Source organism: Sphingopyxis sp. CCNWLW2, from assembly GCF_037095755.1.
Taxonomy (GTDB): Bacteria; Pseudomonadota; Alphaproteobacteria; order Sphingomonadales; family Sphingomonadaceae; genus Sphingopyxis.
The window spans coordinates 75,511-97,704 of record NZ_JBAWKJ010000003.1 but is presented as its reverse complement, the minus strand read 5'-3'; the positions used below and the strand labels follow the sequence as shown (position 1 = coordinate 97,704).

The 22,194-nt window shown below is 63.6% G+C and carries 18 protein-coding genes and 1 pseudogene; 9 read left to right on the top strand and 10 right to left on the bottom strand.

What is annotated here, in order from left to right:
- Positions 1–409 precede the first annotated feature (409 nt).
- Positions 410–2,602, top strand: coding sequence for a TonB-dependent receptor (locus V8J55_RS17940; protein WP_336446971.1), 2,193 nt, complete (start codon positions 410–412; stop codon positions 2,600–2,602).
- Between the two features lie 102 nt (positions 2,603–2,704).
- Here the strand turns inward: V8J55_RS17940 and V8J55_RS17935 are convergent, their stop codons facing one another.
- The 4 genes from V8J55_RS17935 to V8J55_RS17920 all read right to left on the bottom strand — a co-directional run bounded on the left by V8J55_RS17935 (position 2,705) and on the right by V8J55_RS17920 (position 7,559).
- Positions 2,705–4,024: an MFS transporter gene (locus tag V8J55_RS17935; RefSeq protein ID WP_336446970.1), complete on the bottom strand. Its 1,320-nt coding sequence runs from the start codon at positions 4,022–4,024 to the stop codon at positions 2,705–2,707.
- 153 nt (positions 4,025–4,177) lie between these two features.
- Positions 4,178–4,984: an alpha/beta fold hydrolase gene (locus tag V8J55_RS17930; RefSeq protein ID WP_336446969.1), complete on the bottom strand. Its 807-nt coding sequence runs from the start codon at positions 4,982–4,984 to the stop codon at positions 4,178–4,180.
- Complete coding sequence (locus V8J55_RS17925; RefSeq protein ID WP_336446968.1) at positions 4,981–6,234, bottom strand: LLM class flavin-dependent oxidoreductase; 1,254 nt, start codon at positions 6,232–6,234, stop codon at positions 4,981–4,983. Before V8J55_RS17925 ends, V8J55_RS17930 begins: the two co-directional genes overlap by 4 nt.
- A gap of 56 nt (positions 6,235–6,290) precedes the next feature.
- Positions 6,291–7,559 carry a serine hydrolase domain-containing protein gene (locus tag V8J55_RS17920; RefSeq protein ID WP_336446967.1) on the bottom strand — a complete coding sequence of 423 codons (1,269 nt, stop codon included), beginning with the start codon at positions 7,557–7,559 and terminating at the stop codon, positions 6,291–6,293.
- 433 nt (positions 7,560–7,992) lie between these two features.
- On the opposite strand from V8J55_RS17920, the gene V8J55_RS17915 reads away from it, so the two are divergent.
- Positions 7,993–8,994 (top strand): 3,4-dihydroxy-2-butanone-4-phosphate synthase, encoded by a 1,002-nt coding sequence (locus tag V8J55_RS17915; protein ID WP_336446966.1) that lies wholly within the window; start codon positions 7,993–7,995, stop codon positions 8,992–8,994.
- 23 nt (positions 8,995–9,017) lie between these two features.
- On the opposite strand, the gene V8J55_RS17910 is transcribed toward V8J55_RS17915, so the two are convergent.
- From V8J55_RS17910 to V8J55_RS17895, 4 genes are read right to left on the bottom strand one after another with little or no spacing between them, the layout of a single operon-like run.
- Positions 9,018–9,941 (bottom strand): LysR family transcriptional regulator, encoded by a 924-nt coding sequence (locus V8J55_RS17910; RefSeq protein WP_336446965.1) that lies wholly within the window; start codon positions 9,939–9,941, stop codon positions 9,018–9,020.
- 38 nt (positions 9,942–9,979) lie between these two features.
- Entirely contained in the window at positions 9,980–10,909 is a 930-nt protein-coding gene (locus tag V8J55_RS17905; protein WP_336446964.1) for a LysR family transcriptional regulator, read from the bottom strand.
- Positions 10,910–10,944: 35 nt separating this feature from the next.
- Positions 10,945–11,739, bottom strand: a complete 795-nt coding sequence (locus tag V8J55_RS17900) for an alpha/beta fold hydrolase (RefSeq protein ID WP_336446963.1) — start codon at positions 11,737–11,739, stop codon at positions 10,945–10,947.
- Positions 11,740–11,770: 31 nt separating this feature from the next.
- A complete protein-coding gene (locus V8J55_RS17895; RefSeq protein WP_336446962.1) occupies positions 11,771–12,082 on the bottom strand; it encodes an NIPSNAP family protein in 312 nt (103 codons plus the stop codon).
- Positions 12,083–12,350: 268 nt separating this feature from the next.
- Here V8J55_RS17895 and V8J55_RS17890 point away from each other — a divergent pair, with 268 nt between their 5' ends.
- The 7 genes and pseudogenes from V8J55_RS17890 to V8J55_RS17860 all read left to right on the top strand — a co-directional run bounded on the left by V8J55_RS17890 (position 12,351) and on the right by V8J55_RS17860 (position 18,368).
- The gene (locus V8J55_RS17890) at positions 12,351–12,770 is read left to right on the top strand and encodes a carboxymuconolactone decarboxylase family protein (RefSeq protein WP_336446961.1); all 420 of its coding nucleotides are present in this window, start codon (positions 12,351–12,353) and stop codon (positions 12,768–12,770) included.
- Complete coding sequence (locus V8J55_RS17885; RefSeq protein WP_336446960.1) at positions 12,767–13,594, top strand: SDR family oxidoreductase; 828 nt, start codon at positions 12,767–12,769, stop codon at positions 13,592–13,594. Before V8J55_RS17890 ends, V8J55_RS17885 begins: the two co-directional genes overlap by 4 nt.
- A gap of 75 nt (positions 13,595–13,669) precedes the next feature.
- Complete coding sequence (locus V8J55_RS17880) at positions 13,670–14,260, top strand: NADPH-dependent FMN reductase (protein ID WP_336446959.1); 591 nt, start codon at positions 13,670–13,672, stop codon at positions 14,258–14,260.
- A 3-nt stretch (positions 14,261–14,263) separates the two neighbouring features.
- Positions 14,264–15,753, top strand: a pseudogene (locus tag V8J55_RS17875) (NAD-dependent succinate-semialdehyde dehydrogenase).
- 23 nt (positions 15,754–15,776) lie between these two features.
- A complete protein-coding gene (locus V8J55_RS17870) occupies positions 15,777–16,703 on the top strand; it encodes an XdhC family protein (RefSeq protein ID WP_336446958.1) in 927 nt (308 codons plus the stop codon).
- Positions 16,704–17,294 (top strand): nucleotidyltransferase family protein, encoded by a 591-nt coding sequence (locus V8J55_RS17865; protein ID WP_336446957.1) that lies wholly within the window; start codon positions 16,704–16,706, stop codon positions 17,292–17,294.
- 54 nt (positions 17,295–17,348) lie between these two features.
- A complete protein-coding gene (locus V8J55_RS17860; protein WP_336446956.1) occupies positions 17,349–18,368 on the top strand; it encodes a winged helix-turn-helix transcriptional regulator in 1,020 nt (339 codons plus the stop codon).
- Between the two features lie 200 nt (positions 18,369–18,568).
- Here the strand turns inward: V8J55_RS17860 and V8J55_RS17855 are convergent, their stop codons facing one another.
- Positions 18,569–20,869 (bottom strand): 3-hydroxyacyl-CoA dehydrogenase/enoyl-CoA hydratase family protein, encoded by a 2,301-nt coding sequence (locus V8J55_RS17855; RefSeq protein ID WP_336446955.1) that lies wholly within the window; start codon positions 20,867–20,869, stop codon positions 18,569–18,571.
- 11 nt (positions 20,870–20,880) lie between these two features.
- Positions 20,881–22,062 carry a beta-ketothiolase BktB gene (gene bktB, locus V8J55_RS17850; RefSeq protein WP_336446954.1) on the bottom strand — a complete coding sequence of 394 codons (1,182 nt, stop codon included), beginning with the start codon at positions 22,060–22,062 and terminating at the stop codon, positions 20,881–20,883.
- Positions 22,063–22,194 lie beyond the last annotated feature (132 nt).

The window sequence follows — 22,194 nt, the reverse complement described above, 5'->3', positions numbered from 1 at the left end:
TCGACGATCTGACCCGGCAACCCAGCCGTTCCCCCGACGCCTCCGCCTGACGACCACATCTGCGCCGTGGCTCGAAGGCGCGCGGGCAGAAAAAGCGCGTGTGTCGCGAACTGACACAGTTCGTCAGCCGCGCTGTCTCTAAACTTCCACAATCAACGCACTCTTCGAGGAAGCGATGTGATGGCTGGGACGCATGAGCGCAAATGGAGCGAAGGGTCGAGCACGGCTTCCCCGTCGCGCGCGCCACTTGGCACTGCCATCGACCAAGGCCCTCGCCGAACGGAAAAATCGGCGTTCGCAATCCCAAGCCATGACATGGAAGCGATGGAGACATAAGATGACAATCAAGGGGAAACTGATGAAGCGAGCGGCCCTCATGGCCTGCGCCGCTACGGCGCCATTCTGGGTTATGCCTGCGTTCGCCCAGGACGCTCCGGTCGGCGGGGAAGCGGCAGCGGCCGAAACGGGACCGGGCGGTGACATCGTCGTCACGGCGCAGCGCCGCGAGCAATCGATTCAGAATGTGGGCGTTTCGATCACCGCGCTCTCCGGGGACACGTTGGCGGATCTGGGGGCGACCTCGGCCCAGAGCATCGCCGCGCATGTGCCCGGCCTGCTTTTCGACAGCGGCAGCGGCGGGGGTGTCAACGCCTTCGTCAGCATTCGCGGCGTCTCGCAGGTCGATCCAGCCGAACATCAGGAAGCGCCAAATGCCGTCTATCTCGACGAAGTCTATGTGCCAACGCCGTCGATGGTGGGCTTTCCGCTCTACGACATTTCTCGCGCAGAGGCGCTGCGGGGCCCGCAAGGCACGCTCTTCGGCCGCAATTCTACGGGCGGCCTGCTCCAGTTCATCACGACCGATCCGAGCGACAGCTATCGCGGCTATTTCGATGCCAGCTATGGCAGTTATGACAATATCCGCCTTGAAGGCGCAGTCGGCGGACCGATCGCAGAAGGGCTGAGCTTTCGCCTCGCCGGCATGATCAACAAGTCCGACGGCATCTTCAAAAACCACTTCCCTGGCGGACGCGACAGCTTCGAGACCAATGTTTTCGGAATCAGGGGCAAGCTGCGCGCCGAACTGGGCGACTGGACGGCGCAGGTGACCGGATCCGTAAACAAGTCGCCCAAGCATCGGGAGGGCGTGTACAAGGCGTCGCCCGCCTTTGTGGACGGCAATGGGGTGCCGCAATATCTCCCTGCCAACGTCGACTTCTACGGAACCGGGGCCGGCAACGATCAATTCGGCTATCGCGATCCGTTCAAGAGCGTTTGGGACGCCAATTTCGACAGCAGCGTCGGCTCACTGCGTAAGCAGTTCAACTATGTGACGCTCAAGATTGAGGGACCGGTGGGCGGTGCCACGCTGACCTCGGTCGGAAACTATTCCTATGGGCATCTCGACTATTCGGAAGACTCGGACGGGACGCCTGCTGCGGTCAATGTCTTCGGCAATGGCGGCACGACAAAGCAACTGAGCGAGGAGCTTCGCCTCAGCGGTAGCAGTGACCGGCTCAACTGGACCGCGGGTGTATATTTCCTCGATATCCGGGGCGACTATTATATCGACCTCGACTTCCCGTTCCTCGCGAGCACCACGCCCTTCCATACGGCAAGTGTCTACAGCCAGCGCACACGCACATATGCCGCGTTCGCCCAGCTCGAATATGAGCTGACCGACAGTCTGCAGTTGACGCTGGGCGGGCGCTACACCCATGATCGCAAGACCTTCGACTCCCAGGTATTCGACCTCACCGCTCCCGGGTCGCCGGTCATATACGACTTCAGCCGCTCGAATCCCGCCGTCGGCGACCTCGCACGGATGAGCAAGGGCGACTGGACCGGCAAGATCCAGCTCGAATATAAACCGAACTCCGATGTGCTTCTCTACGCCGGTGTCAGTCGCGGCATTCGCGCCGGCGGCTTCAACGCCTCCCCCGATGGCGCAATCAGCTATGCCGCAACCCCCTTCGGAGGCGAGACGGTCATCGCCTATGAAGGCGGCGCAAAGCTGCGTCTTTTCGGCAATCGCGCCAATCTCCGGGCGAGTGCCTTCTACTATGATTATAGCGACTATCAGGCCTTCAACTTCATCGGCACGGCGGGCTCGGTTTCCAACAATCCCGCCTATAATTATGGCGGCGAGGTCGAGTTTACGGCCAATCCGCTGGACGGCCTCGACCTGTCTCTCGGCGCGGCGTTCCTTCGCGGGAAGGTGAAGGACTATAATACCGCGCTCGGTACCGTCATCGACACCGAGCCGGTCAAGGCGCCGCACTTCACCTTGAACGGCATCATCTCCAAGCGCTTCGATATCGGCGCCTATCAACTCAAGCTGCAATATGACTTCGACTATCAATCGAAGAACAGGGCGAACCTCTTCCCCTCGCCGATCACCGAACTGCCCTCGAGCTGGATGCACAATGCGAGGATCACATTCGGCAAGGATGAGGCCGGATGGGAGATCTACGGCTTCGTGCGCAACATCGGCAATACGGCTCGCAAGAGCTTCGCCTATGACCTGTCCTTCGCGAGCATAGCCATCGCATCCTATGCGCCGCCGCGTACCTATGGGCTCGGGGCACGCCTCACCTTTTGATGCGGCGGGACCGGACGTCGCAGCGCCTCGGGGCGTCGTCCGGTCCATCGCGTCAAACCGCTCGGGTATCGCCGGCCGGGTCCGAACGAGCGACGCAACGGTTCAGCGTGGCGCCGCTCCGACAGCGCGCCGGGCGAGACAATATCCGGCCACCGCGATGGGAAACGCCAGGGCAGCGGTGGCCGAAAGACCATAAGCCAGACCGGCGGGGGCTCCTTGCCAATGCGCCGCCAGCAACGCCACGACGACCGGGCCTGCGCCATATCCGACAAGGCTTTGCGCCAGCATGAGGACGGCCATCCCGCTCGCACGCATCCGCGGCGGAGTATGGGACTGCATGACCAGCGGAAGCAACATCGACGCGGCATTGCCTCCGAACAGGACGAGGCTGAAACCGACGAGGAAAAGCCGCAGTTCGGCAGCGTGCGGGGCGATAACGCCGACGCCCAGCGACAGGACGGCTCCCGCGATCAATCCGATCAGCAAGGGCGCGTGGACCGACTTTCGACCCAGCCGGCCGACAAGAGCCGGCCAGAACAATGCCGCGGCGAGGCCGACGCCTGCGCCGAGCCCCCCGAACAGGAAGCCCGCCTCGCTCATCGATATGCCATAGGTTCGCGCCATGATGGATGGTGCCCAGTTGACGACGCCGAAAAGGAAGATCGTGAACAGGGCGGTTGCGATCAGCAAAGGCGCATAGAAGCCGATGTGGACGGCGGCGTGCTTCAGAAACTCGCCGAGCCCTGCGCCTCCGCTTCGGTCGGCGTCGGTGTCATAATGTCCGCGCGGCGGCTCGCGAACCGCGACGGCGAAGATAGCGGCGAGCAGGAGCGACGGCAGTCCGACGAAAACCAGGGTAAGCCGCCACGCCTCCATACCCAACTGGGATTCAAGGCCCTGCGCCGCCTGGAGCGCTGCGGCGCTGACCGCCAGGCCGCCGACCGACATGAAGGTCGCCATCGACGCATAAAGAGCTGTGGGAAGCGTGCGCCGCTCGTGCGGGAAAAGATCGGCGATCATGGAAATGGCGGCGGGCGTCAGCACCGCTTCGCCGAGCGCGACCCCGGCCCGGCAAAAAGCGAGGAATGCGAAGGATGGCGCGAAACCCGAAAGGATCGTCATGCTGCCCCACAGAAAGATTCCTGCCAATATGATCCGTTTGCGATTTGCGCGATCGAGCCAGTGGGCGATCGGGAGGCCCGATATTGCATAGACGACGGAAAAGCTCGTCCCGATCAGGAACCCCATCTCGGTGTCGGACATCTGGAACGCACTGCCAATATCTGAAATCAGGAGGCTGAGCGCGAGCCGATCGACGAAGGAAAACACATAGAGGAGACAGAAAAGCGCGACCGTCCGCCAAGCGGCCGCCGGTCCGATTGTCTCGGCGGGGACGCCGACTGGACGCTGCAAGCCCGCCATATTTTCTCCCGATCCCGTTGTTTTTTTCGACTTACGTCCCGTGCGGACGACGCGATCGACCGCTGTGCCTTCGTCGTCATGCGAGACCGGGCGCCTGCCAAGACCGGACTTCCCGAATGGAAAAATCATCCCATCCGGGCTTGTCCCGGAAGGTCAGTCGGCGAAGAATGCACTCAGAAGCTCGAACGATTCCGCCTCGCGTTCGATGTGCGGGTGATGGGCGGCGCCCGCCAATATCTTGAGCCTCGCATCGGGTATTTTGTCGTGAAAGCCCGCGCCATAGGCGGGGTCCACGAACCCGTCCCTTTCACCCCACAGCAGTTGAGTAGGCGCCGAAATCCGGTGGAGGCGCGTCTTGAGGCCCCGATCGGGAATCGGATGCGCGAAGTTTGCGGCGGCCGCGATCGAGAGAAAGTTGCGCAGCAATTCCTCGGTCGCGTCGTCCGGATCGATATCGGTCCGCGGCCGGAAACGATCAGCCTCCGATGGCGCGCCGTCCGCCCACATGAGCTGGCGCAGTTCCTCGATGTCGCCGCTCACAAAATCGGCCACCGGATATTCGTCGAGCCAGAGACCCATCGGATCGATCAGCACAAGCTTGCGGACCCGGTTGCGAAAGATCGCGGCATATTCGGCCGCGATCATGCCGCCAAAGGAATGGCCCACCAGTGTGAAGGTTTCGAGGCCAAGATTGTCGAACAACTCGTCATAGTAGACGAGCAGGTCCCAATGGCTGAGCAGCGCGGTGAGGTCTCTCGGATCGTCGGCGCCCGGAATTTCAGGGGCGATCACCCGATATTGCTTCGCAAGGCTGGTCAGGATGGACGGCCATTCCTGACCAAAGGGGCCGTGCAGGAAGACGAGCGGCTCGCCCTCCCCTGCCGAATAGACGCGATTGGTCTTGCTGACGCCTTGGCTGATCGGCACCTGGGTGACCCGATAGGGATTGTCGTTGCTCATTCTGCAATCACCTTTTCTGCTCGCGCGGCGCCGGCCGCGGCGCCAGTGCCCCCGCATGCCTCGGGCCACCAGTGGTTCTCATAGCCCGTGTCGTCCCAGAGGCCGCGCAGGCGCGGCATGACCTTCTCGGCGTAGAGTCTCGCATTGTATCGGGAAAGTTCGACTGGCATCGTCGCCGTCTGCGGGCTGACCACGAGATGGCCCACGCGCAGTTTCTTGACGATCTCGACGATGCGCTCGGCGACGGTTTCGGGGCTCCCCGCGATGAGCGTGCCGGAGTCGACCAGCGACTTCCAGGTCGGCGCGATCGGGGGCTTATAATAGGAAACGGTGCCGATCTGCTTCACGACCCCGCGCAAAGTGTCCTTGGTCATATAGCCGGGCGGGGTCGAAAGGCCCGGCGTGACATGACCGGCAATCTGGAAGAAGCGAGGAAAATGGGGGGCGTAGAGGCGCTCGGCCTCGGCATCGGTTTCCGCGATCGCCACCGAGAGGACCATCCCGGCCCGATAGGGGTTATCGTCGAGCCCGAAGCGTTCGACCGTGTCCCAATATTGCTGCAATTGCTTGTGTGCTGCGTCGATTCCACGCAAACTGAGATTCGAATACATATAATTATGTTCGGCAGCGAACTCGTAGGTTTCCTTCGAGCTGCCGCCCGCGATCCAGATCGGCGGCGGCGCCTGGATCGGCTGGGGCCAAGGATTGACGTAGCGAAGCTTGGTATATTTGCCATTGAAGGCGAACGGGCCGGGGCGGCTCCAGGCTTCGAGGATCAGGTCATGGGCTTCGCGATAACGGTCACGGATCTGGGCGGGCGGCAGTCCGGCAATGACGGCCGTATCCATCGGCGTACCGGTCGGCATTCCCGCCACGAGGCGACCGCCGCTGACGCAATCGACAAGGGCCATCTCCTCGGCAGCGCGCAGCGGCTGATGAGTTGGGAGGGTCTGCCCCATCAGCACGATCGCCGCCTTCGTGGTCCTGCGCGCAAGCAGATAGGCCGTCATCGCAGGGCCCGGTGAGCCTCCATAGCCATTTTCGTGATGTTCGTTGATGCCGAGCCCGTCATAGCCGAGCTCCGCGGCATATTCATATTCAGAGAGCGAATCGTTGAGCCCGCGGCCATATTCCTCGGGGTCGCAATAGGTAGCGTTGGACGCGGTGACCCAGACGCTGCGCTCCCGCTCGGTGAAGTCCTCCGGGAGTTTTCGATATGCCTGGAGATGGAAATAGATGCTTTTCACCATAGTCTTGCCGACCGCCTTTCCTTATTCGCTGTGATTGTCTTTTCGCGGCGCGCGATTCAGTCGAGCGCCTCGTAAAAGGCTTCGATAAGCGCTGTCGAACGCGGCCCGTTGGTCGGGCGCGCATGCAAACGATTGGTGACATAGGCAAAGCCGATGGCGCCATCGAGATCGGCGAAGCCGATCGAACCGCCCATTCCGTGATGGCCGAAAGCCGTCGGCCTGCCGCCGAGTTCGACGATCGGCGGGGAATGGAGAATATAGCCGGCCGCCGTGTGATAGTGCCGCCCGAGCACGATCTCGACCATGTCATGCTGCTCTTCGATCGCATTCTCGAGCGTGGCGCGGGAAAATAACCCGTCATCGTCCCATGAACCGGCGACGGCTGCATAGATGCGCGCGAGGCCGCGGGCAGTCGCGTGGCCGTTAGCGGCCGGAATCTCGGACCTCCGCCACTCGGGCGCGTTCGAGATGAGCGGCGGCGGCCCGGGTATGCCGCTCATGGCCTTGAACGCGAGCGATTGCGGATCGATCGACAGCTGCGGCGAGGCCTCGGGGAAGACGAGGTCGGCCGTCCGCGAAATCTGCTCGTTGTCGAGACCGAGATGCAGGTCCGCGCCAAGCGGCCCCGACAATTCTTCGGCTATGAAGCGGCCGATTGTCCGCCCGTCCACGCGCCGTACCAATTCGCCCAGGAGAAAACCCTGGGTAACCATCTGATAGCCGGCCTGCGTTCCTGCTTCCCAGAGCGCGGGCTGGGCGGCAAGCGCCGCCGCCATCGCATCGGGCCGATAGAAATCGCCAGGCGCGACGCCTTCGGCATAGATCAGTCCCGATGTCTGCGCGAGAATATGGCTGACCTTGATGCGACCCTTGTCATTGGCGGCGAATTCAGGCCAATAGGTTGCGACAGGCTCGTCGAGTGCGAGCAACCCGCGATCGACCAGAATGTGAATACAGGTGGCGACAATGCCCTTGATCGCCGACTGGATCTGGACGAGCGTGTCGTCTTCCCAAGCCCGGGTGCGGTCCCGGTCGCTCCAGCCGCCCCACATGTCGGCAATCAATATGTCACCGGCGTAGATGGCGACCGCCGACCCGATTTCGGGTTCGGGATTGTCACCGGCATGGAGACCGATGAAGACGTCCCGGAGCTTTGCGAGGTCCGGCCGGAACCAGCCTTCGACGGGCGCGCCGTTGGCCGTAAGGCTCTTGAAATGCTCAAGCCCGGCGCGGGCAGGCCCCAAGCCTTTTGTGCCCTGGCTCGCGATCGCGCCTGCGCCGACGCGTTGCTCCCCTGCCTCGATCATCATGCTTGGCAAACTCATCTCCCATCTCCGTTTTTCGGCCGGCTTGTCCTGGCCAAAATCCTATGGAAGACCCCGAGGCGCTCAAGCCGCATCGGCTTTATGCGGGGCATAACGCGAAGCGGCGTACTGGACGCGCTCTTGCCGGCTGCGCAAAGTCCCGCTTGACCGGCCGGAGCGCCGGGCGCGCCGCCCTCGGCTGTTCTTATGCCCCATTCCCCTTCCGGCGTCCGCCAGGCGAGGAGCGCGCAATGGCAATGGCGCCTTATGCGCTGCATCACCGTTTTGAACCTGCCCTTCGACCGCCCGGGTCCATATGCCGGTCATCGCACAACAAGCGGCCCCCTCACGGCAGGCCGGCAAATGGGTGAAGAGGATTTACAGGATGACAAGCCAGGTGATGACAGGCCACGCAATGCCGATCCCGTGCGGCGACGCAAACCGGCGCGAGCACATGATTGCGCGGATCCGCAAGGGACGAATGTCGATCCTCGTCAACGGGGCCGGCCGAGCATCACTTTTCGTCGCGGCGAACAGGGTCACCAGTGAAACGGTGAACTTCATGGCGAAACACGCGCGCGGCCTCGTCTGCCTCGCCCTCACTGAAACGCGTGCCAATGAACTCGGAATTCTACGCCAGCCACGGAGCGTCGATAACGGCCGGCAGCCGGATTTCGGCGTTTCGATCGAGGCGCGGTCGGGAGTGACGACGGGTATTTCCGCCTATGATCGGGCGCGGACGATCGCGGTTGCAGTCCACCCGGACAGCAGCTCCGCGAGTCTCGTCACGCCCGGTCATGTCTTCCCGGTCATCGCCGCCGCCGGCGGTGTTTTCGAGCGGCTCGCCGATTGCGAGGCCGCGGTCGATCTCGCTCGCCTCGCCGGTCTTGCTCCCATGGGTGTCTTTTGCGAGATATTGGGCAAGGAAGGCGGGCTCGCTGAAGAAGCCGATTATCGCGAACTCGCTCGCACATATGACCTCGACGTCATCGCATGCCGCGACATAGCCGACTGGCGGGCGGAGACGGACCCCGCGCTTCGTTTCGTCGCCGAGGAGACGTTCGATTCAAGTGCCGGCAGCGGCTGGCGGCTCGTTCGCTTCCAGGCGATCGACGGACGGGAATTTCTTGCGCTTCGTTTCGGGTCTGCCGGATCCGGCTTGCCGATGACGGTGGCCTGGCACGATGTCGCGCTGCTCGACGAACTGATCGGTCGCGCGACGAAAGGCTCTCCAACCTTGCACCAAATCATGCGCGAGGCGGGTCAGGCCGGCCCGACGGTCATCGCCTTCGCCTCGCCGAACAACCGCCGGCCGGACCGATCGGGTCCGAAAAAGACCGGTTGCGCCGCGCCGCTCGAGGATGCCGCCTTCGTCGTTCAACAGATACTTGCCGAACTGAAGCGCAGCGACGCGGCACCGGGATCGTCGTCCGCGCTGCTCCTGCAAACCGCCTAATCATTATCGGTCGCGCGATGGCGTCAGTCGAGCCCGCCGGGATGCCGAAGACGCGCGATGAGGGCCGCCGAACGCGTTGCCAGCGATTCAAGGGCCTGGGGAAGGACCGCAAGCAGCGCCTCGGCAGCATCGCCAAGCGACCGCTCGGTGTGACGGGCCACGATAAGCCGGTGCATGCCACCCGCGACGGGACAGGCAAAAAGGGTGCCGGCCTCCACCTCGTCGATGACCGCGGTGAGCGGCAGGATACTGCACCAGTCCGTACGGCGGACGATGGCAATTGCGGCCAGCAGGCCGTTCATTTTCAGGAGCGGTCTGCAGGCGGCGGGATCGCGCGCCAACCCTTCGGGAAGCGGTGGGAGCGAAGCCGACATATTGTGCGTGTCGAGGTCCAGCCCGGCAAGATCGAGCTTTGCCATTTCATCAGGCGCGAAAGCTAGCGGTTTCTTGCTGCACAGGACGATATGTTCCTCGATCCCGGCCAGTTCGGTGAGCCACCAGTGGTGGACGGCGGGCGCGCCGATCACGATATCGACCGCCCCTTCCTCGAGCCAGGAAAGCATCGTGGCACCCTCGACCTCATATGCAACAATCTCGAGGCCCGGGTGCGCATCGAGCAAAGGGATAAGGATCGCCGGCATGATCGTGCGGGCGAGGCCCGGATGGATCGCGAACCGAACCCGTCCCGCCACCATGCCTTGGGCGATACTGGATTTGAGCTTGCGTTCGACCCCATCGAGGGCATCGAGGCTCTCGCGGCAAAGCTCGTAGATCTGCTGGCCTGCCGAGGTAAGGCGGAGGCCTGTTTTCGACCGTTCGAGCAACGCAAAGCCCAACCCCTTCGCGAGCGCCTTCATGCGCGAACGAAGCACAACGGGCGAGAGGTTGAGACGTTCGGCCGCGCCGCGCATGCTTCCAATTTCGACCAGCGCAACGAAATAACGCATGTTCCGCGCGCTGAGCGGTTCGATATCGGAAACCCAACTCATTGTCCGCGAACCGACAGGCGGCCCATGCCAGCCGCGGCAAGTCCTTCCACCAGCTTGTCCTTGAACAGCTGGGCAGCCGGGCGAAGGGGAACCTTGCTGTTGCTTATTCCATAGACCTGATAGCTGATGCGGGGAAATTCGATCGGGTGGACGAACGCAATATTTTGCGGTCCGATCGCACGCAAGGCGCTGGTCGGTATGATCGAGGCCCAGTGACTCTTCAGCACGGCGCCGGCCGATGCGATGCCGTCGAGGACCATGGTCCGCGCCGGGCGAATGTCGCCTCGCGCTATATGGGACGCGATCAGGGCGCCAAGGGGGTTCGATTGGGCGACGCGAGCCAAGTGCAGATCCGGAATTTCATCGAGCCGGCAGGCAGTGCCCGACAGGCCGGCGACTTCACCGCCGCTCACGAGATGCAGATCCTCTTCATAGGCAAATTCGAGCCGCAGTCCTGCGTTGGCGGGCGTCCAGCCGCCGACCGCGAAGTCGAGAACTCCCGCCTCCACATCGCTGCTCAGGGCGGAACTGAACCCCTCGCGAACCTCGAGCAGGGTCTGCGGATATTGGCGATAAAAGTCATCGAGAATAGGCGGAAGCAGATGCTGACAAAGCGCCGGCGGCAAGCCCAGCCGCACGACACCCCCAGCGGTGGTGTCGCCGTCCGTCGCGATCTGCTCGACCGCGCCGACCAGATTGCGAACGATGGGCAGACTCTCGTCGTAGAGCATCTGTCCGTAAACGGTCGCCCTTGCCCCCTCGCGCGTCCGCTCGAGGAGCGCCATGCCCAACTCGTCTTCGAGTTCGCTGATATGAAAGCTGAGCGCCGGCTGCGTGACGCCGCGCTGCTTCGCCGCGCGGGTAAAGCTGCCCTGCTCGACGACGGCCATGAAATAGAGGAGCGCCTTGATTTCCAAATGCCGCAACCGAAACCGGTCTCCTCTCCCATTCGATCAGATCATTATGTCAGTAATCCATGGTGCCGGTCCACCATTTCGGCAATGGCGCCAGCAAACTCCTCAGGGCATTCGAGATTGAGAAGATGTCCGGCATGCGGAAAGAGCTTGAACAGGCTCTGCGGGACCTGTCCTGCAAGGCTCTCCATCGCCTCGGGCAAGACACCGTCGCGCCCGCCCGCGAGAAATTGCACGGGCAGGCGAAGCTCGCCGACACGGCCCGCATAATCGAGACCGCGGATCGCGCCCACGCCGCCGAGAAAGCCTGCGAGCGGCGTCTCTGCCACCATCTGCCGGACAAGGCTGCGTGTCGCCCCGTCGTGAAAAGATTGCGGAAACCATCGCTCTTCGGTCGGTCCGGCGAGTGCAGCCATGCCCTTTTCCCGAGCAAGCGCGATCCGCTCGTCCCAGCTGTTCCGGAACGAATCCGGCGCGTCCGCGCGCATGCTGCACAATGTGCATGTCAGCAAGCGCTCGGGCGCGTCGAGTGCGAGGCCCAAGGCCGTCATCCCGCCCATCGAGAGGCCGACCAGATGACTGCGCTCTATACCAAGCCGATCCCATATCCCGATGATGTCGCCCGCAAGATCATCGAGATCATAGGCGGGATCATGCGAGGTCGACCGGCCGTGACCGCGCTGGTCATATCGAAGGATGCGATATCGCCCCGCAAGGGCGCCGACCTGCGGCGCCCAGAGGCGCATGTCCGTCATCAGGGAATTGCTGAAAGTGATGACCGGCGCATCCTCCGGACCTTCGACGACGACCTGCAGCGTGGCCTGCTCGAGTTCGATCAACATGGCGCCTTGGCCTTACTGTGCAAAGAGAGGGCTAGGTGCGCGAAACCGGAGTGAGAAGCGTGACGGTCTGCTCGGCGAGCAGGGGACCATCGATTTCGCTTTCACGCTTGATTTTCTGCCATTCCGCGTCGCCCTGGAATGCGGCAAAGGCCTCGTCCCGGGCGGCGAGCGAAGCAAAGCGCGTCATGTAGTGAAGCTCATGTTCGACGCCATCGGGCTGAAAGATGCCGGTGACCTCGATGCCGTGCTGCGAAAAAAAGCGCAGCGTGTGCTGCAGGAACCGGTCCCGGACCGCGTCCAGCTTGCCCGGAATCGCTTTGTAAACTCGATATTCGTGGATCAACGGTCATCTCCCGGCTGCTGTGTGATTGGCGCCGACTTCGAAGATACCGATCGCGATTGAAAGGCCGGAATCGCTTATATGGGTCATAGGGAATGCCGGCGAGTCCGGCCCTGTGCGCCAGCGGTCGCGCGCCGCGGTACCGGCGAGTCCAGCTCAGCTTATGCCGGCCATAGCGCAATCCTGCATTTCGGCCTCCCCCTGGGCAAGGCTAGCCTCCCGAACCAACAAGGGACGCATCACCGGTGCGCCACAGCGGGAGGAGGAAGACATGGACAAGGACAAGAGCGTCGGCGAGCTGTTCGACCAGGGGCTGGCACTGCGCCGGGAGGTGCTGGGCGCCGACTATGTCGACAAGTCGCTCGCCTCGGCCAATGATTTCATGATGACAATGCAGGAGGTCACGACCACCTGGTGCTGGGGCTATGTCTGGTCCCGCCCCGGCCTCGATCGGCGGACGCGCAGCATGATAAACCTTGCCATGCTGACGGGCCTGAACCGGGCGGCAGAGCTGCGACTGCATGTACTCGGCGCCCTCAACAATGGCGTTACCGCCGATGAAATTCGGGAAATTCTTCTCCAGGCAACGATCTATTGCGGCGTCCCGGCCGGACTTGAGGCCTTCAAAGTGGCCAATGCTGTCCTCGAAGAGCAAAAGGCCTTCGATCGGGAAACAGGCGCAGCGGAGTGACCCGATTGCAGGACAGTGTGGCGCTCATAACCGGGGGTGCTGGCGCGATCGGATTGGCGCTCGCGGCTGCCTGCGCCGAGGCGGGAGCCCGTATCGCTATCGCCGACCGGGATCGCGAAGCGCTGCGCCGCGCGGGCGCGACGCTCGCCGGGCGTGGGTTGGAGGCCCTCGAAGTCGAGCTCGACGTGAGCGATGCGGGGCAATGGTCATCGGCCCTTGGTCGGATCGAAGACAGGCTCGGGCCGGTCCGCTTCCTGTTCAACAATGCCGGGGTCAGCGCGCTCGGCGTCACGGTCGAGGACATGACCACCGACTACTGGCAGCGCGTCGTCGCGATCAATTTGACGGGCGTCCTTCTCGGCACGCAGGCGGTTGTCAGGAATTTGCGCCGGCTGGGGCTGACAGGACATGTCGTCAATACCGCCTCGATCGCGGGGCTCGGCCTGGTTCTTCCGGGCGCCGCCGCCTACGCCGCGACCAAGTCGGCGGTCGTCGCCCTTTCGGAAGTTCTCGAGCTCGAATTGCGCGAGACAGGCATCGGCGTATCGGTCCTCTGCCCCGGCCCGGTCCGCTCGGAACTATGGCGTTCCTCGCGAGGTGCCTTGCAGCTTGCTGACGTCAGCAGTCCTCCGGAGGCCTCACGCATGGGATCAGCCTCGCCTGACGCAATGGACCCGGTGCTTGTGGCGGCCATGGTCATCGACGCCGTCGAGGCGAAGCGCTTCTACATTGCCACCCACCCGGAATTCAGCGGCCAGATTGCGGCGCGGCACGAAAGACTCATGGTGGCCTTCGATCAATCGCATGGCCCGGGTGCGGACTAAAGCCGCGCGGGGAACAGGGTGGGCGTCACGGTCGTCGCTCATCCCGGGTCAGGCCAGCCCCGACAGGAGAATATGATGCAATCGACATTATCGGATCAGCCGCGCACCATCGTCGGCATCGGAGGCACCTTCTCGGCGCAGTCGACGAGCGAGCGCCTCGTGCGCGCGGTGCTCCTCGAATGCGAGCGGCTCGGCGCACGCACGCAAATGTTCAGCGGTGCGCAGCTCGCCGCGCTTCCGCATTTCAACCCGGAAGCCGGCAGCGGCCGCACGAGCGCGCAGAGCGAATTGGTGGAAGCGGTCAGCGGCGCGGACGGCATCGTCATCGGCAGCCCTGGCTATCACGGGGGATATTCAGGCCTCGTCAAAAACGCCATCGACCTCCTCGAGGATCTACGAGCCGACGACCGCGTCTATTTCGATGGCCGGCCGGTCGGACTGGTGGTGACCGCAGCCGGCTGGCCAGCATGCGGAACGACGCTATCCGCGCTTCGCGACGTGGTTCATGCGATGCGCGGCTGGCCGACGCCGGTGGGCGTCGCGATCAATTCGGTCGAACAGCGTCCCTTTGCCGAGGACGGATCGCTCGCCGACCCGTCGATCCTTGCAGCGGTTCGCACCCAGGCCTTACAGATCATGGGCTTTTGCCTGGCCCCGGCAGGTTAGCCGATGATCGACGCACCGCGATCCGATGTCCGCCTGCAGCTTGCGGACACCCGCCTTCTCAAGGAGCAGGCCTATATCGACGGAAAATTTGTCGGCGAGCCCGTCGATGCCGTCGAGGATCCCGCCACCGGCACGATCGTGGGCCGCGTTCCCCGCCTTGGAACTGCGGAGGCGACCGCGGCGGTCGAGGCCGCCGCGACGGCCTTTCCATCTTGGTCGAGACGGCCCGCGAAGGAACGATCGCAGATCCTGCGCCGCTGGTTCGACCTTATCAGCGCGTCAAGCGACGATCTTGCACGCCTGCTGACCGCAGAACAGGGAAAGCCGTTCGCCGAAGCCCAGGACGAGATTCGCTATGGCGCCGCCTATGTGGAATATTATGCCGAAGAGGCCAAGCGCGTCCGCGGCGAGATTTTACCGAGCCACCGCGCCGACGCCCGAATCATGGTCGCGTGCCAGCCGGTCGGCGTGGTCGCAGCGATCACGCCCTGGAATTTCCCGCATGCGATGATCACGCGCAAGGTTGCGCCCGCGCTTGCCGCGGGTTGTACGGTCGTGGTCAAGCCGGCTCCCGAGACGCCCTTGTCGGCGATTGCGCTCTGCGCCCTCGCCGAACAGGCGGGAATCCCGCCAGGTGTGCTCAACATCATCACTGGCGATGCCGAGGCGATCGGGGGCAGGTGCTGACATCGCACCCTGCGGTACGCCTTTTGAGCTTTACGGGATCGACCGAGGTCGGAAAGCGCCTCATGCGTCAATGCGCGTCGACCGTGAAGAAACTGGCGCTTGAGCTGGGAGGGAATGCGCCGGCCTTGGTTTTCGACGATGCCGACCTCGATGTCGCCGTGGACGGGGTGATGACCGCGAAGTTTCGAAACTCGGGTCAGACCTGCGTCTGCGCGAACCGCATCTATGTCCAGGACCGCATCCATGACGATTTCGTGGAAAGGCTCGCAGCGCGCGTTGCGACACTGACGGTTGGAGCGGGAACCGAAGCCGGCGTGACGCAGGGACCGCTCATCAATTGTGCAGCGGTTACAAAAGTGGAGGGACAACTGGCGGACGCCATCGCCAAGGGCGGCCGCATCGTCGCCGGCGGTCGGCGCCATCGGCTCGGTCGTACATTCTTCGAGCCGACGATCGTCACCGGGGCCACGCATGCAATGATGCTCGCGCAAAACGAGACATTCGGCCCGATCGCCCCGATATTCCGATTCCAGTCGGAAAGGGACGTCATCGCGGCGGCGAACGCGACCACCTCCGGCCTCGCGGCTTATATGTTCACCCGCAGCCTCGATCGCATATTTCGTGTTTCCGATGCGCTCGAATGCGGCATGGTAGGCATCAATACGGGCTCGATATCCACCGAACTGGCACCCTTCGGCGGCGTGAAGGAGAGCGGTCATTCGCGCGAGGGATCTCACGATGGAATCGAGGAATATTTGGAGAAGAAATATCTGCTCGTCGCCAGCCTCGACGCTGTTCCCGACTGATCGCGTGACCCGCCGCCGCCGTCATGTTTGACGCACCGCCGGGAATCATACTCGAACGTCTGGCCGACTGGCTGGGATCTGGTCTTGCCAGCGCCCTCATCACGATCGTCTCGTGCAAGGGACGCACCTCGCGATCCGTCGGAACCATCATGGCTATTGGCGAGGACGGGCGGCGTGCGGGTTCGATCAGCGGCGGCTGTTTCGATGCCTCGATAACGACCGAGGCGGTCGAGGCCATTTCGGATCGCATGCCACGGATCCTTCGGCTTGGCCAAGGCTCGCCATGGATCGATATTCGCCTGCCGTGCGGCGGCGGGCTCGAGCTGCTGATTCTGCCGGGGCCGGATTTTGGTACTTTGACGGCAATGATCGCGTGCTTGCGCGCGCGTCGTCCGGTTTCCGTCGAATTTAGCGTGGAGCACGGAATCCGTATTGCCGAACCGATCCAGGAGACGAGCTGGGACGGCCGGATATGCCGCCGGCTGCTTCAGCCCCCGGTGCGACTGCTGGCATTCGGCAGCGGCGGAGAAGTGGTGAGCCTTGCCAAGCTCGCGCGATCGGCCGGACTCGATGTTACGATCGGGTCGCCGGACCGATGCGTGCTCGACGCGCTCGGCGACGCGGGCAACGGGATATTGTTGAAGAGTCCCGATTCGCCTCTCGACATCGCCTGCGATGCCCGCACCGCCGTAGCCTTTTTCTTTCACGATCATGACTGGGAGCCGCCGCTGATCGAACAAGCCCTGCGCTCGCCCGCCTTTTTTGTCGGCGCCATGGGCAGCCGGACAGCACAGGCCCAGCGTCTCCAGACGCTGCGAGCGCGCGGAGTGAGCGAAGCAGCGCTCGATCGACTGGTCTGTCCCATCGGGCTGTTCGGACCGGCGCGCGATCCGCGCTCGCTCGCGGTCTCGGCGCTCGCTCAGATCTTTCAGATTGCCGGGGAGGGCTAGGTGGACATCGCCCGAATGGCTGCCATTCTGCTGTGCGCCGGCCAGTCGAGGCGCTTCGAAGCGGGCGACAAACTGCTTTACGAGTTCGGGGGGCATCCCCTCATTGTGAAAGCGGCAGAGACCCTCCGGAGCATGGATTTTCTTTGCCATATCGCGGTTGTCGGAGAAAGCTCTCCCGCACTCGCCTTGCTGCTTTCAAACCAAGGCTATCGCCTCGTCGTCCCGCCGCGCGCCGACGGTTCGCAGGAAATATCGCTCCAGGCCGGGATCGATATGGCTCTCGAGCGATCGCCGGATGGTGTGCTTTTGGCTCTCGCGGACATGCCCGCCGTCTCGGCCGTCCATTTCCAAGCACTTGCCCGCGCGATGACGCCCGCCCGCCCGGCGCTCTCCGTCTCCCCGGAATGGACGGGTCCTCCCTGGGCGGCGGCCGCCGGCTGGATCCGCGATCATCGGGCGTCATTGAAGCAAGCGCTTCGCCGGCAAGCGATCCGGGTCGCGCCGATGCCGGACGAACTCATCGACGTCGACAGGCTGGCCGACATCGGCCGGCTCCGCGCGGCGCAAGCCCGACGAGAAAAACCCGGCTGACTGCCCCGCCCCGCCTGCATTGCCTGGCGATACCGAGCATAGCGACCTCTGCAGTTGAATATCCGGACCACAAGCGGTTATGCCGAGCAGATGCCAAAGCAGCCAGGTAGTGCACCGCTCGTCCGCAACTGCTCCGTCGAACGGACCCTCAACCTCGTCTCCGACGCCTGGTCCTTTCTCGTGCTGCGCGAATTCTACATGGGTGCCCGGCGCTTCGAACAGATTCAGAATATGCTCCGGCTGCCGCGCAGCACGCTAAGCGACCGTCTGAAGCGGCTCGCCGACAATGGGCTGATCGAGCGCCATGCGGCCGGCCGCGACGGCAAGAGATTCGAATATCGCCTCAGCGAGCCAGGTCGTGATCTTTATCTGGTCATGCTCACCATGCTCCGCTTCGGGGACGATCATCTGCATGGCGGCGAAGCACCACCGCTCTACCTGGTCCACAGGAAATGCGGCCATAGATGCCGGCCGACCACCCTCTGTTCAGCGTGCCGGCAGCCCGTCACCGCTGGCCGGGTCCGCTTTCGCGACGGCCCCGGCGCCGGACGCTCGCCGCCGGCGACGGCCAGACAGCAGCGGCGCTCCGCCTCCGAGGGGGCGTTCGAACGGAACCGTCCATCGTCGGTGTCGCGCACCCTCGCCATTCTCGCCGATCGCTGGACCTTCCTTCTCATACGCGAGCTCTTCTTCGGGCAAAAGCGATACGACCAGTTTCAGAGGCAGCTCGGAATCGGCCCGAATATACTCGCCGGCCGCTTGAACCGCCTCGTGGCGAACGGCATCGTCGACCGCGTCCGATATTCCGAGAGGCCGCCCCGCCACGAATATCGATTGAGCCCCATGGGCCGCGACCTTTATCTGCCACTGATCCAGATGCTTCGATGGGGTGACAAGTGGCTCGGGTTTCCTGCTCCGCTCATCCTGACCCATCTCGACTGCGGCGAGGATTTCCACCCGGTGGTGGCGTGCGATCATTGCGGCGAGGACATCGAAGCGCGGAATATGCGCTACGATCTCAACTATGCACTCACCGAAGACGACAAGGTGTCCGCGCGCGTACCCGTCCCGTGAGCCTGCCCTCGAATCGCACGCGCACCTCGGTCGGCATGGCGCGCCCGCGGAGGTGACCCGATCGCTGTGCGGTCGTCGCGACCCGCCTCTCAACGCGGTGCGAGACGGCGCCTCGCGGCGCAGCGCAAGGTGAAAGTACAATGTGTGAAGTAAAACAATGCCTTGTCGGAGGGCGGGCCATAGGACAGGGCGCTCATCCGTCAGTTGCGCAGCGGCCGGTTGCTGCTCCGCATCGCCTCGAGCCGCGCGAGGGTGGTGGGTCGGCGCGCGAGTTCCATCATGCCTTCGAGCTCTGCGCGGCAGACCGCCGCATGATCCAGTTCGTCGCCTTCCTTTGCTCCACCTCCTGACAGGACCTCGGCCACGACCTCGAGCACTCCCTTGTCCACCGCCGTGTATCGCCCGTCCGCGACACCCTCGTCGATTGTCGCGTGCATCGCGAACCGACCGGCCTCGCCGCTCGCGACAATCCGCCGGTGGACGGAGCAGGTGTCAGTTGCGGCAAGCTCGCGCGCAAGACGCACGGCCGTTGGGAGCACATGCGATCCGTTCATAACGATCGGGTCGCACATGCGCAGAAAACCCATATCCCGCGCCTCCAGCGCCGAACGCGACGGCGTCGCGACGGCGATCGTCGCAAAGGCTGCACGAGCCGCTGCGACCGGATCGGCCTGGATCTCGGACGCGCGCGCGAGCAGTTGGTAGCAGCCGCCCCATCCCGGCAGGATACCGACGTTGCGCTCCGGCAGGCCGAACTGCGCTTCCGCATGCGCAACGACGCGCGTCGCATGCATCGCCAGTTCGGCGCCCCCGCCCAGCGCCAGGCCGCGCAATGCGGCGACCACGGGAAACCGGGCTTCGGCGAGAGCCTGCCATGCCCGCTGACCGCGCGCGACAAAGGTCGAAAGCCCTTCCCAGTCGCGGGCCTGTATATAAGCGATGAAGGCCGAAAGATCGGCGCCGGCCGAAAAAGCGCGGGGATTGTCGTTGGCGACGACCAGCGCCGAAAATTTTCTCGCCACCAATGCCGTCGCCTCTTCGACGATCGCGACGACATCGCTGTTGCAAGCATTCATCTTCGTATGGATTTCGAGGCAGGCGACGCCGTCGCCAAGATCCCAGACCGAAGCGGAGGCATTGCCCGCGACAGGCGACCCCGACCGCCGGATGGCGGCTACCGACCGGGCGGGGATTGCGGCGCCGCTGCCGATCCCCGACAAGGCTGCAAAGCCACCGGCTCGCGCGGCCTGTGCCAGCAGGGACGGTACGTCGCTACCTTCGGCCTCGAGCCGGTCCGCGATGCTGCGCGCGCCAACGCGATCGGCGAGCGCGAACGGCCCGTAGCGCCAGTTATAGCCAAGGCGGATCGCAAGATCGATGTCAGCGAGCGAACCCGCAATCTCTTCGGCAACCTTCGCGCAATAGACGATGAGGCCTGAAAAGACGGTCCAGGCATAGCGCCCCGCCCGCCCCTCTCCGGCGAGAAGGACGCCGAGCTCTTCCGCCAGCTCAGGCATATCCGGTTCACGCCGGGGCCGATAATCGATCAGGGAAAAATCGAACACTTCATCGGTACGGGCTCCGTCGGCTTGCCGGCGGCGATAGAAGCCGCCGGGGCCGGCGCGGCCGGTCAAACCGCGCGAGAGCAGGGTCTTGAACAGGGGATCATTAGTGATGTCGTACCGACGGTGGTCGTCGTGGTCCGGCAGATTTTGCATGAAGCTGCCCCACACGAGCGGTACAAGATTCAGCCCCACGAAATCAAAAAGGCCGAAAACCCCGGTTCGCGGAATTCCGAAGGGCGCGCTCATCACGGCATCCGCCTCCTCGACCGTCAATCCCTGGCGGAACGCCTCCATCGCGGCGAGAGACATCCAGTAGTTGCCGATGCGGTTGGCAATGAAACCAGGCGTATCGTTGCAGGTGACCACGGTCTTGCCAAGGTTGCGCTCGCAGATCGCCTTGGCGCGCACTAGCGTGTCCGCATGGGTCGCGCGTCCCCCGACAAGTTCGAGCAGCGGCATCAACCGCGGCGGGTTGAAGAAATGGGTGATGACGAAATCGCCCGCGAAGCGATCGCCGATGCCGTCGATCAGTTGTGCCAGCGGTATCGTCGAGGTGTTGGAGGAGATGATCGACCTGTCCTGGCGCAGCGCTTCGATCCGCCGGTAAAGCGCCTTCTTCACCTCAATATCCTCGAATACGGCCTCGACGATCCAGTCGCAGTCGGCGATTGCGGCCAGATCTTCCTCGACGGTCCCGGTCTCGACCAATGAGGCAAGATCGGGATGCATGAATCCTCCCGCCGCGAGTTGCCGTGCAATGCCGGCCTTCGCGCGGACGTCGCGATCTTGGGGGCCGTCCGCCGCAGTGTCGAGGAGCAGAACAGGAACCCCTGCATTGGCCACATGGGCGGCGATGCCCGCCCCCATCGCTCCGGCGCCGATAACCGCCACGCGTCGCAGTTCAATGGGAGCCAGATCTTCTGCGTGAATCGTCATTTCGAGGTTCCTCAGCTCAGATTTTCGATGATGAGGGCAATTCCCTGCCCACCGCCGATGCACATGGTTACGAGGCCGTAGCGCCCGCCCGTCCGCAAAAGTTCGTATAGGGCCTTGGTCGTCAATATGGCGCCGGTCGCGCCGAGCGGGTGTCCCAGCGCGACCGCGCCGCCATTGGGATTGACTATTTCAGGATCGAAGCCGAGGCAGTCGGCGACGGCGATGGCCTGGGCGGCGAAGGCCTCATTCGATTCGATCACGTCGATGTCCGTCAATTTCAACCCGGCACGTTCGAGCGCGATCGGCACGGCCATCACCGGACCGATACCCATGATTTCGGGCGGAACGCCCGCAAGTCCCCAGGATACGATCCGTCCCACGGGCGTCACGCGATGGTCCTTCAGAACGCTATCGCTCACGAGAAGGAGAGCGGCCGCTCCATCGTTGATGCCCGACGCATTGCCCGCGGTCACCGTGCCGCCTTCACGGAAGGCCGGCGTCAGCCGGGCGAGTCCCTCAAGGCTGGTGTCGGCCCGCAGATGTTCGTCGCGGGCAAAAAACTCCGCTCCCTTGCGCGTTTCGAGCTCGACCGGCACGATCTGCTCGTCAAAGCGCCCCTCCTGCTGCGCGCGCGCCGCGCGACGCTGGGACTCGAGAGCGTAGATGTCCTGACGCTCGCGCGAGATGTTATATATGTCGGCCAAATTCTCCGCGGTGCACCCCATATGGCCATGGCCGAACGGATCGGCGAACGTGTTCGCGAGCCAGTCGTAGAGGAGGCCATTCCCCATCCTTCGGCCGAATCGGGCACCCTCGACGGCATAAGGCGAGCGACTCATCGCTTCCGCGCCGCCCGCAAGCGCGATCTTCGCGTCTCCCAGTTGGATCATCGAAGCCGCGGTGATGATGGCCTGCGCGCCAGAGCCGCAAAGCCGGTTCACGGTCAGCCCCATCGACTGCTGGGCCAGCCCCGCATGGATGCCTATTGTTCTGCCGAGAAAGAGATCGGCGGATTCGGTCGGAATGACCGTGCCGAATATCGAATGATCGACATGGGCCGCTGCCAGGCCGCTGCGCTCGATCGCAGCGCGGGCGGCAGCGGCACCGAGCCGGGTCGGCGACATATCCTTCAGCGAACCGCCAAATGCGCCGATCGCGGTTCGCGCCGCCGACATGATATAGACGTCCTTCATCGGGGCCTCCCAATTTTGCTGATCGGAGCCGGTCTCCGCAGGGATGACGGGCTTGTCGTTTTAATTACATTATATAATAGTTATATCTAGTATCTATTTTGGAAGTCGCAGTTTCGGCCGCAGCCGCCTAGG

Excerpts from the sequence above, each read along its gene's own strand:
- V8J55_RS17920 (WP_336446967.1), bottom strand. The coding sequence starts at position 7,559 with ATGAGTTTGCCAAGCATGATGATCGAGGCAGGGGAGCAACGCGTCGGC.
- V8J55_RS17935 (WP_336446970.1), bottom strand. The coding sequence starts at position 4,024 with ATGGCGGGCTTGCAGCGTCCAGTCGGCGTCCCCGCCGAGACAATCGGA.
- V8J55_RS17925 (WP_336446968.1), bottom strand. The coding sequence starts at position 6,234 with ATGGTGAAAAGCATCTATTTCCATCTCCAGGCATATCGAAAACTCCCG.
- V8J55_RS17900 (WP_336446963.1), bottom strand. The coding sequence starts at position 11,739 with ATGTTGATCGAACTCGAGCAGGCCACGCTGCAGGTCGTCGTCGAAGGT.
- V8J55_RS17890 (WP_336446961.1), top strand. The coding sequence starts at position 12,351 with ATGGACAAGGACAAGAGCGTCGGCGAGCTGTTCGACCAGGGGCTGGCA.
- V8J55_RS17870 (WP_336446958.1), top strand. The coding sequence starts at position 15,777 with ATGTTTGACGCACCGCCGGGAATCATACTCGAACGTCTGGCCGACTGG.
- V8J55_RS17855 (WP_336446955.1), bottom strand. The coding sequence starts at position 20,869 with ATGACGATTCACGCAGAAGATCTGGCTCCCATTGAACTGCGACGCGTG.
- V8J55_RS17910 (WP_336446965.1), bottom strand. The coding sequence starts at position 9,941 with ATGCGTTATTTCGTTGCGCTGGTCGAAATTGGAAGCATGCGCGGCGCG.
- V8J55_RS17930 (WP_336446969.1), bottom strand. The coding sequence starts at position 4,984 with ATGAGCAACGACAATCCCTATCGGGTCACCCAGGTGCCGATCAGCCAA.
- V8J55_RS17915 (WP_336446966.1), top strand. The coding sequence starts at position 7,993 with ATGATTGCGCGGATCCGCAAGGGACGAATGTCGATCCTCGTCAACGGG.
- V8J55_RS17940 (WP_336446971.1), top strand. The coding sequence starts at position 410 with ATGCCTGCGTTCGCCCAGGACGCTCCGGTCGGCGGGGAAGCGGCAGCG.
- bktB (WP_336446954.1), bottom strand. The coding sequence starts at position 22,062 with ATGAAGGACGTCTATATCATGTCGGCGGCGCGAACCGCGATCGGCGCA.
- V8J55_RS17880 (WP_336446959.1), top strand. The coding sequence starts at position 13,670 with ATGCAATCGACATTATCGGATCAGCCGCGCACCATCGTCGGCATCGGA.